The organism is Aestuariivirga sp., from assembly GCF_046093005.1.
Taxonomy (GTDB): Bacteria; Pseudomonadota; Alphaproteobacteria; order Rhizobiales; family Aestuariivirgaceae; genus Aestuariivirga.
On sequence record NZ_JBJTER010000174.1, the window covers coordinates 27,957 to 40,421 of the forward strand.

Here is a 12,465-nt window from a genome sequence, read left to right on the forward strand (position 1 = left end):
ATACAAAGGAGACAGACCATGGCCGTGAAGATGAGGCTGGCGCGCGCCGGCACCAAGAAGCGCCCTTATTACCATATCGTGATCGCCGATGCGGCCGCCCCGCGTGACGGCAAGTTCATCGAGGTGGTGGGGTCCTACAACCCGATGCTCAAGAAGGACGACGCCAACCGCGTGAAGATCGACGCGGACAAGGCCGCCCAGTGGCTGAAGAAGGGCGCCCAGGCCACCGACCGCGTGCTGCGCTTCCTTGACAAGGCGGGCCTCGCCAAGCGCGATGCGCGCAACAACCCGGAGAAGGCCAAGCCCGGCAAGAAGCGCCAGGAGCGCGAGAAGGCCGCCGCGGCCGCCGCCAACGGCTAAGGCCTGAGACATGGCGCCACGCGACATGGTTCTCGTGGGCGTCATCACGGCCGCGCACGGCATTAGGGGCGAGGTGAAGCTCAGAAGCTTCACCGCCGACCCGAATGCCATCGCAAGCTATGCGCCGCTCGAAACCACGGCGGGCGCGAAGCTCGAAATTCTCCGCATGCGGGCCCAGAAGGACGGTTTCATCGCCAGCCTGAAGGGCATCACCAGCCGCAACGCCGCCGAGGCGCTGAAGGGCGCTGAACTGTTCGTGCCGCGCGATAAGCTGCCAGAACCCACCGGCAGCGACATGTATGTGCATGACCTCATCGGACTGACGGTGCGGCTTGCCGATGGCAGCCTGCTGGGCGAGATCGCCGCCGTCGCCAATTACGGCGCTGGCGACCTCATCGACGTCAAGGTCGAAGGCCGCGCCGATACGGTGCTGATCCCGTTCGCAGCACACTATGTGCTGGCGGCGGATGCGCAAGGCGTGGTGGTGGACCTGCCAGCGGGCTATCTCGACGAGACGGAGAAGACATGAGCTTCCGGGCCAGCGTTCTCACCCTGTTTCCGGAGATGTTTCCGGGCCCGCTGGGCTTCTCGCTTGCCGGCCGGGCGCTGGAGCAGGGCATCTGGTCGCTCGCGGCGCGCAACATCCGCGACTGGGCCACCGACCGCCACCGCACGGTCGATGACCATCCGGCGGGCGGCGGCGCCGGCATGGTGCTGAAGCCCGACGTGCTGGCTGCCGCCATCGACGCCATGCCGCCGGTGGGGCCGCGGCTGCTCATGAGCCCGCGTGGCGCGCCGCTGACCCAGCGGCTGGTGCGGGAACTGGCGGCGGGCCCCGGTTGCCTCATCGTGTGCGGACGTTTTGAGGGGGTGGACGAACGGGTGATCGGGGCGCGCGGCCTCCGCGAAGTGTCAGTGGGCGACTATGTGCTCTCGGGCGGCGAGCCGGCGGCCATGGTGCTGCTCGATGCGGTGGTGCGGCTGCTGCCCGGCGTCATGGGGAAGGAAGCCTCGGGCGCCGAAGAAAGCTTCGAGGACGGGCTTCTGGAACACCCGCAGTACACCAAGCCGAATAGCTGGGACGGCATTGATATTCCTCGTATTCTTCTCTCAGGTGACCATCAGGCCATCGCCCGCTGGAAGCGTGAGCGGCGAGAAGAACTGACCGCGGCGCGGCGGCCGGACCTGTGGCAAGCCTTGAAGGCGGGAAAGATTTGATTTTGGCTTGGGTTGGGGGTATAGCCCCGCATCCCTGTAAGGAAGAGATGTGATGGATATTATCGCTCAGCTCGAAAAAGAGCAGGCCGCAGTTGTGGCCGCCCAGCGCGCCGTGCCGGAATTCGGCCCCGGCGACACCGTGATCGTCAATGTGAAGGTCAAGGAAGGTGACCGTTCGCGCGTGCAGGCCTATGAAGGCGTGTGCATCGCCCGCGCCGGCGGCGGTCTCAATGAGAACTTCACGGTGCGCAAGATTTCCTATGGCGAAGGCGTGGAGCGCGTGTTCCCGGTCTATTCGCCGATGATCGACTCGATCAAGGTGGTGCGCCGCGGCAAGGTGCGCCGCGCCAAGCTCTATTATCTGCGCGGCCGCACCGGCAAGTCGGCGCGCATCGCCGAGAAGCAGAAGGCCATGGGGCTCGCCCCGGCGGCGGCCGCCGAACCGGCGGCCGAATAAGTCTCGGACTTATCGATCAGGCGGAGGACCGGGTTTCCCGGTCCTTTGTTTTTTGGCGTTTGCTTCCCGGCCGCAGCCCGGGAGTGAAGGCGAAAGTGGATTGCAAGCGGTGTGCCTACCGGGCGTTGTTAAACAGCCGGTGATAGACCGTATCGCCTGCCCTGATGCCATGTTTGCGGGTGACGCCGCCCGCCAGTTCCAGCACCGCAAGAACCGGTTCGGTGACGCCGATCGCGTCCAGCGAGCCCGGCGTCGTATTCTCGGCGATGTAGGCGATGGTGCCGTCTTTGCGGATGAACAGCATGTCGAGCGGGATCAGCGTGTTCTTCATCCACATGGCGACAGGGCGCGGCTCGCCGAAATCAAACAGCATGCCGCGGTCCTCCGCCAGGTGCTGGCGGAACATGAGGCCACGCTGGCGCAGCTCCTCGGTATCGGCAATTTCCGTGGTGAACATCCAGGCATCGTCTTCGGTGGCGATGGTCACTGGTTCGATCTTGGACAGAGCGGCATCGGCCACTGCCGGCTGCGGCGGCACAAGCGCCAGAAACAGCATCAGCGAAAAAGTAAGGATGCCGCTGGTCCAGCCAGCGCCGCGCCAGAGCCGCATGGCGGTACTGGCCACTACTGGGTGTGGGCGGGGCCGCCTTCGAGGGAGAGGCGCACTTCCGCCGCCATCTTGCCCTTGGGCCCATCGCCGAAGCGCACATAGATCCAGCTTTCCGGCTGCAGATCGGCGATGGCCGTGCGGCGCAAGGTTTCCATGTGGATGAAGATGTCGGGCGCCCCATCGCCCTCCGACGCAAAACCGAAACCGCGCGCCCGGTTGAACCATTTCACCTTGGCGCGCACCCATCCACTTGATGGCGAGACCGATGTATGTGTGCGGGGCCGGCGCTCAACCGGGTTGATCGCCGTCGAGGTATCAACGGCCAGCACGCGCAGGCACTGGTAACCCTTCTGGCGGGCCACCGCCTCGCACACCACGCGGGTGCCTTCGAGCGGCGCTTCGAAACCATCGCGCTTGAGACAGCTCAGATGCAAGAGGACATCCTGCATGCCATTGTCGGGGATGATGAAGCCATAACCGCGGCCAACGTCGAACCACTTCACGAGACCGCTGATCTGCACAATGCGAATGTTATTCTCGGGCACTTCCTGCTGTGAGGAAACCGCTTCGCCCTTAACCCCGCCGCTCACCGCCATGTCACCCAACTCTGTCCCCGGTATGGCTTCGCCAACATGCCTGCCGCATACCGGACCGCACTCTGCGCAAATCCGCCGCATTTGTACAGGGCATGGTGGTGCCGCCGTGTGGAAAACCCTCTCCGGCCCGTGGTCTCGATTTCACATGTGCGGCGCATCGGCCTCAATCAGCTTGTTCCAACAAGCCGAAATCACAACATTATTCACTCCGGCGCAAGTGGCTGAATTCGCGGTTGCGGAATTCCGCTCGCTGGCCCGCATCGCCCTGTGCTCTTTGCAAAGAGCGCCTGGTTTCGGCGGCAAGCATGCGGGTGATTCGCGCTTAAGCAGCATTCAGGCGTTCGAGCAGCGCGGCCATTACCGCACCGATTTCGCCGCGCAGCGTGAGGTCGGCAAGGCCATCAAGCCCGGTTTCCTCGCGGTTGATGATCACCAGCGGCGTGCGGTTTTGCCTCGCCAGCACCGGAAATCCCGCCGCCGGAAACACTTGCAGCGATGAGCCGATGGCGATGAACAGATCGGCATTGAGGGTGGCGGCGCGGGCATCCGCCATCTCCTGCTCCGGCATCGCCTGGCCGAAGGAGATGGTGGCGGACTTGACGATGCCGCCGCAGGCAAGGCAGGCGGGCGGCTTTCCGGTATCGGCGATGAGGCCGCGCACCCAGGCGATTTCATGCCGGGCGCCGCAGCCAAGGCATTTGGCATGAGTGCCGGTGCCGTGGATCTCGATGATCCGCTCACGCGGCACGCCCGCCGCGTCATGCAGGCCATCGATGTTCTGGGTGATGACGTGGGAAACATGGCCGCGCGCCATGAGTTCCGCCACCGCCAGATGCCCGGCCCCCGGTTGCGCCGCGCCGATGGTTTCGTGGATGGCGAGGAACCGCCGCCAGGCTTCCAGCCTGGTGTCCTCGGAGGCCAGGAATTCGTTGAAGGCGATCGGCTTGTGCTTCGTCCAGAAGCCGCCGGGCGACCGGAAATCCGGTATGCCCGATTCGGTGGAGATGCCAGCCCCGGTGAACACCACGCCGCGCCTTGCCCGCTGGACCAGATGCGCCAGTTCCACTATGCCGTCCTCAGACACGAGGTGACACCATGAAATATCTCCACACCATGATCCGCGTTTCCGATCTCGACAAGTCGCTGGATTTCTTCGTCAACAAGCTGGGCTTCGTCGAACAGCGCCGCCATGTCAACGAAAAGGGCCGCTTCACGCTGGTCTTCGTGGCAGCCCCCGAGAGCCCGGATGCGCCGGTCGAACTCACCTACAACTGGGACCCCGAGGTCTATACCGGGGGCCGCAATTTCGGCCATTTGGCCCTTGGCGTCGACAATATCTATGATTACTGCGACCGGTTGCAGAAGCACGGCATCCTGATCAACCGGCCGCCGCGCGATGGCCGCATGGCCTTCATCAAGACCCCCGACGGTATCTCGATTGAACTCCTGCAGAAGGGCGAGGCCCTGCCGATCGCCGAGCCATGGGCCTCGATGCCAAATACAGGGACCTGGTGAGGCGCGTCACCAAACGCCCGTAACCTCATAGGCTTCCTCCATGCCGGGCCAGGGCGGCATGGTGACGCCGACGCATGCGAGAGGCTCCCCGCCGTCATTGCGGAACTGGAAATGCGCCCCCACCGGAATGACCAGCGACAGGCCGGGCCGCAGATCGACGATCGTTTCTTCGCCGCCGCGCTTCCGCCACATCCGGCCCTGGCCCTGCAACACCAGCCACACTTCCTCAACCGTGTGATGCGCCACGGCTTTCGACACAGCGCCGGGCGGCAGCGTGAAATGCGCCATGCTGCCCCGCGCGCCCTGCGCCAGAAGCCGCACTTCGGAGCCGTCCGGCGCGATGGCGTCGGCGGCGGCAGACAGGTGCCTGTGGGTGAGCGTCATGGCATCAGCTGGCCGCCATTGACCTCGATCACCTGGCCGGTCAGGTAGCCTGAGGCCTCGCCGCTCGCCAGATAGAGGAAGGTGCCGGCGCAATCCTCGGCCACGCCCAGCCGTTGCATGGGAATGGTCTTGCGCGTGGCCTCGCGCTTGGCTTCATCCGAAAACCGGTCATGAAAGGCGGTGTGGATGGTGCCGGGGGAAACGCAATTGACGCGGATGCCATGGCCCACCAGCTCCTTGGCGAGCGTCTTGGAAAACGCCGAGACGAAGCCCTTGGCGCCGGCATAGATGGCGCCGCCGGGGCTCGCGCCGTTGCGGGCGGCGATCGAGGTGACGTTGATGATGGCGCCAGTGCCTTGCGCTTTCATCAGCCTGGCGGCAACCCGGCAGCAATGCACGAGCTGGCGGCAATTGACGTCGAACACCTTGTTGATGAAGGCGTCGTCGAGGTCGGTGACCGGCACGCGGGCAATCAGGCTGCCGGCATTGTTGACCAGCACGTCGATGCGGCCGAGATGAGCTGCCGCCGCATCGATCAGCCGCTGCGGCGCGCCATCTTCGGTGAGGTCGAGCTTCAGCGTGGCAATGCCGGCGGCGGTGATGCGCTCCAGTTCAGGGCCGCCGCCCAGATATTGCGCGAACACTTTCGCACCCGCCGCCGCGAAGGCGAGCGATGCCGCGCCGCCGATGCCGGTGACACCGCCGGTCACCACCACGGCCTTGCCCTTGAGATCGTCGAACATGGAACCCCCGTCTTTTCTCCCCGCCTTTGTGGCACGCCGGCGCGGCGAATCAACAGCTTCTTGAAAACGTGCTCGGAACGCGCCACGATTTGCTGGCGGAGCGGGAGGGTCCAACCATGAAGCGCGGTCTTGCGGTGTGGCTGCTCATCATGCTGATCGAGACCGCGCATGGCATGCTGCGCGGCCTGTTCCTGGCGCCCTATGTGGGCGAGGAAACGGCCAGCCGCATCGGCTGGCCGATTGGCTTGGCGCTGGTCTTTCTGGTGAGCGTGCTCACCATCCGCTGGATCGGCGTGACCGGCGCCGCGCCACTGGCGCGCCTGGGCGCGCTGTGGGCGGTGCTGACCGCCGGTTTCGAACTCCTGATCGGTGTGTTGCGGGGCCTCGATGCAAGCCAGTTGCTTGCCGCGCTCGACCCGCGCACGGGGAGCATCCCTTACAGCGCCGCCGTGATGCTGCTGACGCCGCTGGCGGCGGATTGGCTGCGGCGGCGGACAGGCTGATCAGCGCACCCGCGCGATGCCACTCTTGCCGTCGTCCCGCACCCAGCGGATTTTGTTTTCCGACAGCTTGTCGACCGTGAAACAGAACGTGCGGCCCTTGTACCATTCCTTCCATTTCTGGCACAGCCGGTTACCGGCCACCCACCAGCGGCCGCTGTCCTTCGGTGTCATGTAGCGGCCAAGACCCACGGCATCGCCCGAACCGTCGACAACGCCGTTGGAGCGGTAGTTGAGGGGGATTTCGCCGCCGAGGGGGGTCGCCAGATAGATCCGCCGGCCGCTGATGAATGATTTGAGCGCGCTTCCGGCCAGTGGCTCTCCTTTGCCAGATGCTGAAGCTTGCGGCAGCCCTGGCATCATGGCGAGGATTGTGGCAACCGCGAGGGCGACAAACCAGCGGCGCGTAGCCTGCGTAGAAGCAACAATCGAAATCATGGGTTGAACTCCTCTCAATGAATCGGCATACGCACGAACCGCTCCGGCAGACCGCATGAACGTGGTCTATGCCATCACCCAGTTCCTGGCCTTTGACGTGGCCTGGTTCGCCGCCGTGGCGGGTGGCGCCGCGGGCTGGCCATGGACCGGCGCGTTACCCGCCCTATTGGTGGTCGCACTGCATCTGGTGGTCAGCCGCAGGACTGCCTGGCCGGAGGCAAAACTCATTGTTGCCATTACCATTTTCGGCGTTCTGCTGGAAGCCGGCCTGATGGCGGCGGGGGTGATCCGCTATGCTGGCGCCGCGCCGGGCCAGATTCTTCCACCGGTGTGGATCTGGGCCCTCTGGGTGGGTTTCGCGACGCTTCCCAACGCCAGCCTCGGCTGGATCAAGGGCCGCTGGCTGCTGCAGGTGGTGTTTGGCCTCATATTCGGCCCGCTCGCCTATTGGACCGGAGCCAAGATGGGGGCCGCGAGCTTTCCGGGTTCCACCGGCGGATCGTTGTTCACCATTGCGCTTGTCTGGGCGCTGGCTTTCCCGACGATCATGCTGCTGGCGGACCGGATCGCGCCGCAAGCGCCTAGCCCTCAGCCTTCGTAGCCTTGTTCCGCCGCTTGCCCAGCGCGCCGATGATCATTGACATGGCGGGCACCAGCAGCCCGGCCGCCGCCGTCCCACCGCCGCCACCGCCCAGCATGCCGAGCAACGGCGCCGACCGGATCTCGGCCTCCAGCGTTTCGCCCGCCATGTCGCGGATTTCCTCAGCCAGCTGAAGTTCCGGACCGGGCTTGGAAACGGCGGCCGCCACCAGCGCCGCTGCCGCCAGCGCCACATTGATCAGCCCCAGCCCCGCCGGAGTCCAGACCGGGCCCCAATAAGGGCTCAGCCACGCGTAAAGGCCGATGTTGAGGAACACCAGCCCCAGCCCGGCGAACAACAGGGCGAAGGCCAGCAAGGCGCCGCGCCGCGCCACGAAGGCGAGCTCGGCCTTGATCACCAGAATCTCGCCGCGCAACATGAGACGAAGCTGACGCGACAGGCTTGTCATGGACATGGAAATACCTCCCTCAGCGCGCGGTAAGCCGGCCGATAAGAATGCCCAGCGCCAGGGCGCCGGCGACGGTCGCCACCGGGTGTTCGGCCACCGTCTCCTCGGCATCGGCCAGCATGTCCTGCACCAGCCGGTTAAGTTCCGCCAGTTGCGTGCCCAGGGGACCGGTTTCGCCCTCGGCCGGGCTCGCCTGCTGGCGCAGCCGGGAAAGCTCCGCCCGGATCGTATCCAATTCGGACCGCAGACTGCTGCTGACTGTCATTCGATTCTTCCTCCCAAATCGGTTTGATTATGCCGCAAGCTCAAGCCACCGGCCTTGATCTGCAGCAAAACCGCTACCCGCCATGGTTAGTGCAAGGATAGCGCAAACCGGCAAATTGCGTCGGCAATACTACGATCTTCTTCGGAAAGCCGTGCCAGAATAGTGCGAGAAGAGGTGGCGGTCCCCGCCGTGGGCCGCGGCATCACGCCGGTCCACCCGCCGCTCCCGGCATGTCCCCAGATGTCTCCAACGTGATTGTCGAGGATGCCATGGGTTCGAGTCTCGTGACGGCTTTGATGGGCCTGGGGCCAGCGGTGCCGGTGTCCGCCGCGGTGATCGCCCGGCCTAAGGCTCCGGTTTTGCTGACCCTGACCGGCCGCATCACGCGCCGCAATTCCGGCCATGCGGCGCAATTCGACGCCCCGATGCTTGCCGCCCTCGAAGGCCGCCGCATGCGCGGCGAAACCGCCTGGACCAACGGCATGGGCTTGTTCGAAGGCCCCTGCCTGCGGGCTGTGCTGGAGGCAGCGGGCGCGCGGGGCCGGCGTCTCCGCCTGTGCACCACCGCCGGACAGACCTCAGAAATCCCCATCACCGATGCCAAGCGCCTCGACATCATCCTGGCGATGCGGATGAACGGCCGCCCGTTGCTGGGGAGCGAAAAGGGGCCGCTGGTGCTGCTCTATCCCTTTGCCGCCCAGACCGCCGTGCCAGTGGTGGCGCAGCTCAGCGAAATCGAGGTTCTGGAGTGACAAAAGGGGTAAATGGCGCGCCCTACGGGAGTCGAACCCGTCTTTGCAACGTGAAAGGCTGCCGTCCTAACCGATAGACGAAGGGCGCCCGCGCTTCTTGAGACGCCGCTCTATAGGGGGCTTCGCCGGGCTTTGCAAGGCTCAAGCCACGCGCCACAAGGGTGGCGTTGATTGCCAGCGCCCGGTCACCGGCGGCATGCACCGCGGACCTGAATCGACACCGGAACTCGATTGTCCCCGTCCGATCCCCGCCAGCATCGAGAAAGCCATAAGCCCCGCGGGTCCACCATTGGCGCATCACTGGCGGAACGGCCATATTGCAGGCTGTGGAATGGGGCTGACATAATGATGAAATGACGGTCTGGCTTTGCAGTGAGTGTGGTCGGCGCAGGAGAAGCGCTGCCCAGCCGGTTTGCCCAAAACGGAAACTGCGACTTCACTCCGACGCCGTGACGGAGAGCGAGGGGCAATGACGGAAGCTAGCAGCCGATCAACCCTTTTGCCGCCCTCGTTTCCGCTCGCCGATCTCTCACTGTTGTTCGTGGCTGTGATATGGGGCGCCAGCTACGCGGTGGCGAAAGACACGCTTGCCGTAACATCCGTTGTGGCGCTGATATTCTTCCGCTTCCTCATCGCCTCGGTGGTGTTGCTGCCGGTTTGCCTGCGCGAGATGTCCCGGCTTCAGTCCGGGGATGCGCTTCGTGGCGCAGCGCTTGGAGCGATATTGTCTCTTATCTTTCTCTCTGAAACTGTGGGCGTTCTTCACACATCGGCCACCAACGCCGCTTTCCTCATATCGCTGTGCATCATCTTCACGCCGATTCTCGAGTCGATCGTCAATGGGCGGCGGCTTCCCCTGGCGATTGCCGCCTGCGCCGGGCTTTCCCTGTTGGGCACGGGCCTGATGGTGTGGAAAGCCGAGGGGATCTCGTTCAATTCAGGCGACCTGGCGATTCTCTGCGCGGCAGCACTCCGGGCGGCCATGGTCGTATCCACAAAACGCCTGTTTGTGGGGCGCGCGATATCGTCAGGCGCGCTCACCAGCCTGCAGATGATCACGGTCATGGCATTGTCGGGAGCCCTGCTGTTCGTGACCCAGGGTGCGTCCGGCTTCGTCCCGCCTTCGGCGCCGGCGTTCTGGACAGGCCTGCTGTTTCTGGCCCTGTTCTGCACGCTGGCGGCTTTCTTCATCCAGACCTGGGCCGTTCGCCACACCAACCCGACGCGCGTGAGCTTCCTGATGGGAACCGAACCGGTGTTCGGAGCGGTTTTCGCGGTTCTGCTTCTTGGCGAAGTGTTCACGTGGCTCGACGCCGCGGGCGCCGCGCTTATTCTTGCCGGCACGTATTTCGGCGCGCGGCTATCATCCCAATGAAGCGGACGGGCGTTTAGAGGAGCGCTTTGAGCAAAGCCTGAACCATCATCCTAGGCCCGGCGTCATGGCAGCGCCTGCTGGCATGACGTCCGCAAAGAGCGATACGATTCTTTTAAAGCGCGTTGTGTGGGGGGACAGAGCATCGGGCGAAGAGGCCCGAGGTCACGCCTTCTCAGCTTGAGCGGCCGGGTTCCGGCTCTTGTGGCTTGGGCGCGCTCAGTGAGGCGAAAGGATTGGGAGGCCGTGCGGGGCGCGCCCTGGCCTTGGGCATCGGCAGCAGGCCTTCGCGCTGCGCTTTCTTGCGCGCGAGCTTTCGCGCCCTGCGGACCGCCTCCGCTTTCTCGCGTATCCGCTTCTCGGACGGCTTCTCGTAGGCCGCCTTGACCTTCAACTCGCGAAAAATCCCCTCGCGCTGCATCTTTTTCTTCAGGAAGCGGAGAGCCTGATCGACATTGTTGTCTCTGACGAGAACTCTCAAGAGCGCTTCCTCCCGGGTGGCTTGCGGCGATAGAGTTGATAACCATGTTCCCGCATGCCCGCGGTGATGGCGGCCGGATCAAGACCATGCGGCAGGTTCTCCCCCGGCTTCACAACGCCGAAGCGGCGCCACGGCGACAGGCTCGCGGGAAGCTTCTCCGGGTCAGGATCGTTCGAAAAGCAAAACAGGCCATCGATTTTCGCCGAGCGGTAAAGATAAATCGTACCGGAAACCGGCATGCCAAGTTCCTTCCTCGCGGTGATGCGGCCATGCCAAGGCGTGCGCCGGTGCCCGGCACCGGCGCTCCCAAGAGCCTCCCGTTCGTGGCCAGTACATCCGTGGCTCACAGTCGGAAGGCGCTAAGCCCGTGGCCAGTACATCCGTGGCTCACGAGCGGAGTTTTAAGGGTGATCAGACCGCCTGCAGACGATCCGCCGAGGACTTGCCGTTGCGGCGGTCCGTGACGATCTCGTAAGAAAGCTTCTGGCCTTCATTGAGGCTGCTCCAGCCTGCCCGCTCAACCGCGCTGATGTGCACGAACACATCCGGGCCAGTCGAATCAGGCTGAATGAAGCCGAAGCCCTTTTGCGAGTTGAACCACTTAACTGTACCTGTTTGCATGTCTTTTCCTTGATTTTGCAATGCACGAGCTTGCCCGCGGTATTGCGGAGCAGACTCACCGATGTTCTTGAAGAGAAGGTAAGAACTCGTGCGAAGGGAAAAGGCGCGAGGTCAGCCCGTCAGACCAAAAAGTGTCGATGGCGAAGAAATAGGCGCTTCTCAACGCCATTACAAGGCAAAACTTGCGGCCGCCATGCACCGGCTTGCCGCCGATCCGAATGGTTTGCGCAAACAGCCGCGGCGGAGCTTGCCGGCCCTCCGCTTCTTGATTATCATCCGATATGTTCTTTGGAGCAGGCGATCAACGCCAGATCCGCAGGTTCCCGGCACATGCGATACATCCTCTTCGTCATCGGCCTTTTTTCTGTCTGGCTCGCGGGCGGCAACGCGTTTGCGGACACGGTCAGGTTCAAGCGCATTCCAACGCAATTCATCGCGGCGCTTGCGGAACCTGGCGCAAGCAGTGGCAAAGGCGCGGAGCACTGGGGTGTGTGGGAGGTTGATCCCGGCCCAAGGGGAGTATGGCTCAGGAATTTCGGGCAACTGCTTTCGGCGGGCGGCGTTGCTCCGTCAAACTGGACATTCGATCCCAATGATTGGTGGCTTGACGAGAACGGGCTGATCATGGAGCAACCGAGGTTTCCTCTGGCGCCGGGACAGTATCTCGTAACGGGCAGACGTGCCGCTACCGCAATCCTGACCGTGCACCCGGCCGACGCACGGGGTGTGCAATCATGGGAACTGGGGAACAGAGCCACCATCTATGACGTTACGCATCTGAAGTGCCGTTCTGCCCGCTACACGCCGGCAGCCGGCGGGTCATGCAGCCCCGATATGGCGGATCAGAAAAGTTTCCCGGTGCCGCCCGGCGGCGTCATGCCACCCGTAGCGGGTTGCAACAAGCAGGACTATGCAGTTCTCTTCATCATTGGGGTCGCATGGAATTCGGAAGGGCAAGCCGACTGAGCAGCCTGGAGCATCTTGCGGTTTAACAAAATCGCATCGCTCTTTGCAGCCGTCATGCCAGCCCAGCCTGCCATCCAGCTTATTCGTGTCAAAGCTGGACCCCAGCTTTCGCTTGGGGGGACGCCGGGTTCAAGATGA

Annotated in this window: 21 protein-coding genes and 1 tRNA gene; 10 read left to right on the forward strand and 12 right to left on the reverse strand. The window is 64.0% G+C overall.

Annotated elements, in window-relative coordinates; genetic code table 11:
- Nucleotides 1–18 precede the first annotated feature (18 nt).
- The 4 genes from rpsP to rplS are packed head-to-tail and all read left to right on the forward strand — an operon-like array spanning nt 19 to nt 2,035.
- Nucleotides 19–360 (forward strand): 30S ribosomal protein S16, encoded by a 342-nt coding sequence (gene rpsP, locus ACKOED_RS14850; RefSeq protein ID WP_408917396.1) that lies wholly within the window; start codon nt 19–21, stop codon nt 358–360.
- 10 nt (nt 361–370) lie between these two features.
- On the forward strand, nt 371–889 hold the full coding sequence (gene rimM / locus ACKOED_RS14855) for a ribosome maturation factor RimM (RefSeq protein ID WP_408917397.1): 519 nt from the start codon (nt 371–373) through the stop codon (nt 887–889).
- A complete protein-coding gene (gene trmD / locus ACKOED_RS14860) occupies nt 886–1,578 on the forward strand; it encodes a tRNA (guanosine(37)-N1)-methyltransferase TrmD (protein WP_408917398.1) in 693 nt (230 codons plus the stop codon). Before rimM ends, trmD begins: the two co-directional genes overlap by 4 nt.
- 52 nt (nt 1,579–1,630) lie before the next feature.
- Nucleotides 1,631–2,035, forward strand: a complete 405-nt coding sequence (gene rplS, locus ACKOED_RS14865) for a 50S ribosomal protein L19 (protein WP_408917399.1) — start codon at nt 1,631–1,633, stop codon at nt 2,033–2,035.
- Between the two features lie 115 nt (nt 2,036–2,150).
- On the opposite strand, the gene ACKOED_RS14870 is transcribed toward rplS, so the two are convergent.
- From ACKOED_RS14870 to ACKOED_RS14880, 3 genes are all read right to left on the reverse strand, one after another.
- Nucleotides 2,151–2,645 (reverse strand): DUF192 domain-containing protein, encoded by a 495-nt coding sequence (locus ACKOED_RS14870; protein ID WP_408917400.1) that lies wholly within the window; start codon nt 2,643–2,645, stop codon nt 2,151–2,153.
- Between the two features lie 14 nt (nt 2,646–2,659).
- Nucleotides 2,660–3,241: a cold-shock protein gene (locus ACKOED_RS14875; RefSeq protein ID WP_408917401.1), complete on the reverse strand. Its 582-nt coding sequence runs from the start codon at nt 3,239–3,241 to the stop codon at nt 2,660–2,662.
- A gap of 322 nt (nt 3,242–3,563) precedes the next feature.
- Complete coding sequence (locus ACKOED_RS14880) at nt 3,564–4,325, reverse strand: SIR2 family NAD-dependent protein deacylase (protein ID WP_408917402.1); 762 nt, start codon at nt 4,323–4,325, stop codon at nt 3,564–3,566.
- An 11-nt stretch (nt 4,326–4,336) separates the two neighbouring features.
- Here ACKOED_RS14880 and ACKOED_RS14885 point away from each other — a divergent pair, with 11 nt between their 5' ends.
- Nucleotides 4,337–4,756: a VOC family protein gene (locus ACKOED_RS14885; RefSeq protein ID WP_408917403.1), complete on the forward strand. Its 420-nt coding sequence runs from the start codon at nt 4,337–4,339 to the stop codon at nt 4,754–4,756.
- A 6-nt stretch (nt 4,757–4,762) separates the two neighbouring features.
- Here ACKOED_RS14885 and ACKOED_RS14890 read toward each other — a convergent pair whose 3' ends face one another.
- Both ACKOED_RS14890 and ACKOED_RS14895 read right to left on the reverse strand, forming a co-directional pair.
- On the reverse strand, nt 4,763–5,140 hold the full coding sequence (locus ACKOED_RS14890) for a cupin domain-containing protein (RefSeq protein WP_408917404.1): 378 nt from the start codon (nt 5,138–5,140) through the stop codon (nt 4,763–4,765).
- Nucleotides 5,137–5,883, reverse strand: a complete 747-nt coding sequence (locus ACKOED_RS14895; protein ID WP_408917405.1) for an SDR family NAD(P)-dependent oxidoreductase — start codon at nt 5,881–5,883, stop codon at nt 5,137–5,139. Before ACKOED_RS14895 ends, ACKOED_RS14890 begins: the two co-directional genes overlap by 4 nt.
- A gap of 116 nt (nt 5,884–5,999) precedes the next feature.
- Here ACKOED_RS14895 and ACKOED_RS14900 point away from each other — a divergent pair, with 116 nt between their 5' ends.
- A complete protein-coding gene (locus ACKOED_RS14900; RefSeq protein ID WP_408917406.1) occupies nt 6,000–6,386 on the forward strand; it encodes a hypothetical protein in 387 nt (128 codons plus the stop codon).
- On the opposite strand, the gene ACKOED_RS14905 is transcribed toward ACKOED_RS14900, so the two are convergent.
- The gene (locus ACKOED_RS14905) at nt 6,387–6,821 is read right to left on the reverse strand and encodes a hypothetical protein (protein ID WP_408917407.1); all 435 of its coding nucleotides are present in this window, start codon (nt 6,819–6,821) and stop codon (nt 6,387–6,389) included.
- A 55-nt stretch (nt 6,822–6,876) separates the two neighbouring features.
- Here ACKOED_RS14905 and ACKOED_RS14910 point away from each other — a divergent pair, with 55 nt between their 5' ends.
- A complete protein-coding gene (locus ACKOED_RS14910) occupies nt 6,877–7,422 on the forward strand; it encodes a DUF2878 domain-containing protein (RefSeq protein ID WP_408917408.1) in 546 nt (181 codons plus the stop codon).
- Here the strand turns inward: ACKOED_RS14910 and ACKOED_RS14915 are convergent.
- The gene (locus tag ACKOED_RS14915) at nt 7,403–7,876 is read right to left on the reverse strand and encodes a hypothetical protein (RefSeq protein WP_408917409.1); all 474 of its coding nucleotides are present in this window, start codon (nt 7,874–7,876) and stop codon (nt 7,403–7,405) included. The genes ACKOED_RS14910 and ACKOED_RS14915 overlap by 20 nt on opposite strands.
- A 13-nt stretch (nt 7,877–7,889) precedes the next feature.
- Nucleotides 7,890–8,135: a hypothetical protein gene (locus tag ACKOED_RS14920; protein ID WP_408917410.1), complete on the reverse strand. Its 246-nt coding sequence runs from the start codon at nt 8,133–8,135 to the stop codon at nt 7,890–7,892.
- A gap of 230 nt (nt 8,136–8,365) precedes the next feature.
- Here ACKOED_RS14920 and ACKOED_RS14925 point away from each other — a divergent pair, with 230 nt between their 5' ends.
- Nucleotides 8,366–8,887: a molybdopterin-dependent oxidoreductase gene (locus ACKOED_RS14925; RefSeq protein WP_408917411.1), complete on the forward strand. Its 522-nt coding sequence runs from the start codon at nt 8,366–8,368 to the stop codon at nt 8,885–8,887.
- A gap of 13 nt (nt 8,888–8,900) precedes the next feature.
- On the opposite strand, the gene ACKOED_RS14930 is transcribed toward ACKOED_RS14925, so the two are convergent.
- Nucleotides 8,901–8,975, reverse strand: a tRNA-Glu gene (locus ACKOED_RS14930).
- Nucleotides 8,976–9,356: 381 nt separating this feature from the next.
- On the opposite strand from ACKOED_RS14930, the gene ACKOED_RS14935 reads away from it, so the two are divergent.
- Nucleotides 9,357–10,262, forward strand: coding sequence for a DMT family transporter (locus ACKOED_RS14935; protein WP_408917412.1), 906 nt, complete (start codon nt 9,357–9,359; stop codon nt 10,260–10,262).
- 172 nt (nt 10,263–10,434) lie between these two features.
- Here ACKOED_RS14935 and rpsU read toward each other — a convergent pair whose 3' ends face one another.
- The 3 genes from rpsU to ACKOED_RS14950 all read right to left on the reverse strand — a co-directional run bounded on the left by rpsU (nt 10,435) and on the right by ACKOED_RS14950 (nt 11,361).
- Nucleotides 10,435–10,740, reverse strand: a complete 306-nt coding sequence (gene rpsU, locus ACKOED_RS14940; protein ID WP_408917413.1) for a 30S ribosomal protein S21 — start codon at nt 10,738–10,740, stop codon at nt 10,435–10,437.
- Nucleotides 10,737–10,979, reverse strand: coding sequence for a hypothetical protein (locus ACKOED_RS14945; protein ID WP_408917414.1), 243 nt, complete (start codon nt 10,977–10,979; stop codon nt 10,737–10,739). The genes rpsU and ACKOED_RS14945 overlap by 4 nt, the downstream gene beginning before the upstream one ends.
- Before the next feature lie 172 nt (nt 10,980–11,151).
- Nucleotides 11,152–11,361, reverse strand: coding sequence for a cold-shock protein (locus ACKOED_RS14950; protein ID WP_408917415.1), 210 nt, complete (start codon nt 11,359–11,361; stop codon nt 11,152–11,154).
- A gap of 330 nt (nt 11,362–11,691) precedes the next feature.
- Here ACKOED_RS14950 and ACKOED_RS14955 point away from each other — a divergent pair, with 330 nt between their 5' ends.
- The gene (locus ACKOED_RS14955; RefSeq protein WP_408917416.1) at nt 11,692–12,327 is read left to right on the forward strand and encodes a hypothetical protein; all 636 of its coding nucleotides are present in this window, start codon (nt 11,692–11,694) and stop codon (nt 12,325–12,327) included.
- Nucleotides 12,328–12,465: the final 138 nt, after the last annotated feature.

Coding starts and splice junctions, on each gene's coding strand:
- rpsP (WP_408917396.1), top strand. CDS start 19: ATGGCCGTGAAGATGAGGCTGGCGCGCGCCGGCACCAAGAAGCGCCCT.
- rimM (WP_408917397.1), top strand. CDS start 371: ATGGCGCCACGCGACATGGTTCTCGTGGGCGTCATCACGGCCGCGCAC.
- trmD (WP_408917398.1), top strand. CDS start 886: ATGAGCTTCCGGGCCAGCGTTCTCACCCTGTTTCCGGAGATGTTTCCG.
- rplS (WP_408917399.1), top strand. CDS start 1,631: ATGGATATTATCGCTCAGCTCGAAAAAGAGCAGGCCGCAGTTGTGGCC.
- ACKOED_RS14870 (WP_408917400.1), bottom strand. CDS start 2,645: ATGCGGCTCTGGCGCGGCGCTGGCTGGACCAGCGGCATCCTTACTTTT.
- ACKOED_RS14875 (WP_408917401.1), bottom strand. CDS start 3,241: ATGGCGGTGAGCGGCGGGGTTAAGGGCGAAGCGGTTTCCTCACAGCAG.
- ACKOED_RS14885 (WP_408917403.1), top strand. CDS start 4,337: ATGAAATATCTCCACACCATGATCCGCGTTTCCGATCTCGACAAGTCG.
- ACKOED_RS14890 (WP_408917404.1), bottom strand. CDS start 5,140: ATGACGCTCACCCACAGGCACCTGTCTGCCGCCGCCGACGCCATCGCG.
- ACKOED_RS14895 (WP_408917405.1), bottom strand. CDS start 5,883: ATGTTCGACGATCTCAAGGGCAAGGCCGTGGTGGTGACCGGCGGTGTC.
- ACKOED_RS14900 (WP_408917406.1), top strand. CDS start 6,000: ATGAAGCGCGGTCTTGCGGTGTGGCTGCTCATCATGCTGATCGAGACC.
- ACKOED_RS14905 (WP_408917407.1), bottom strand. CDS start 6,821: ATGATTTCGATTGTTGCTTCTACGCAGGCTACGCGCCGCTGGTTTGTC.
- ACKOED_RS14910 (WP_408917408.1), top strand. CDS start 6,877: ATGAACGTGGTCTATGCCATCACCCAGTTCCTGGCCTTTGACGTGGCC.
- ACKOED_RS14915 (WP_408917409.1), bottom strand. CDS start 7,876: ATGTCCATGACAAGCCTGTCGCGTCAGCTTCGTCTCATGTTGCGCGGC.
- ACKOED_RS14920 (WP_408917410.1), bottom strand. CDS start 8,135: ATGACAGTCAGCAGCAGTCTGCGGTCCGAATTGGATACGATCCGGGCG.
- ACKOED_RS14925 (WP_408917411.1), top strand. CDS start 8,366: ATGTCCCCAGATGTCTCCAACGTGATTGTCGAGGATGCCATGGGTTCG.
- ACKOED_RS14935 (WP_408917412.1), top strand. CDS start 9,357: ATGACGGAAGCTAGCAGCCGATCAACCCTTTTGCCGCCCTCGTTTCCG.
- ACKOED_RS14945 (WP_408917414.1), bottom strand. CDS start 10,979: ATGCCGGTTTCCGGTACGATTTATCTTTACCGCTCGGCGAAAATCGAT.
- ACKOED_RS14950 (WP_408917415.1), bottom strand. CDS start 11,361: ATGCAAACAGGTACAGTTAAGTGGTTCAACTCGCAAAAGGGCTTCGGC.
- ACKOED_RS14955 (WP_408917416.1), top strand. CDS start 11,692: ATGCGATACATCCTCTTCGTCATCGGCCTTTTTTCTGTCTGGCTCGCG.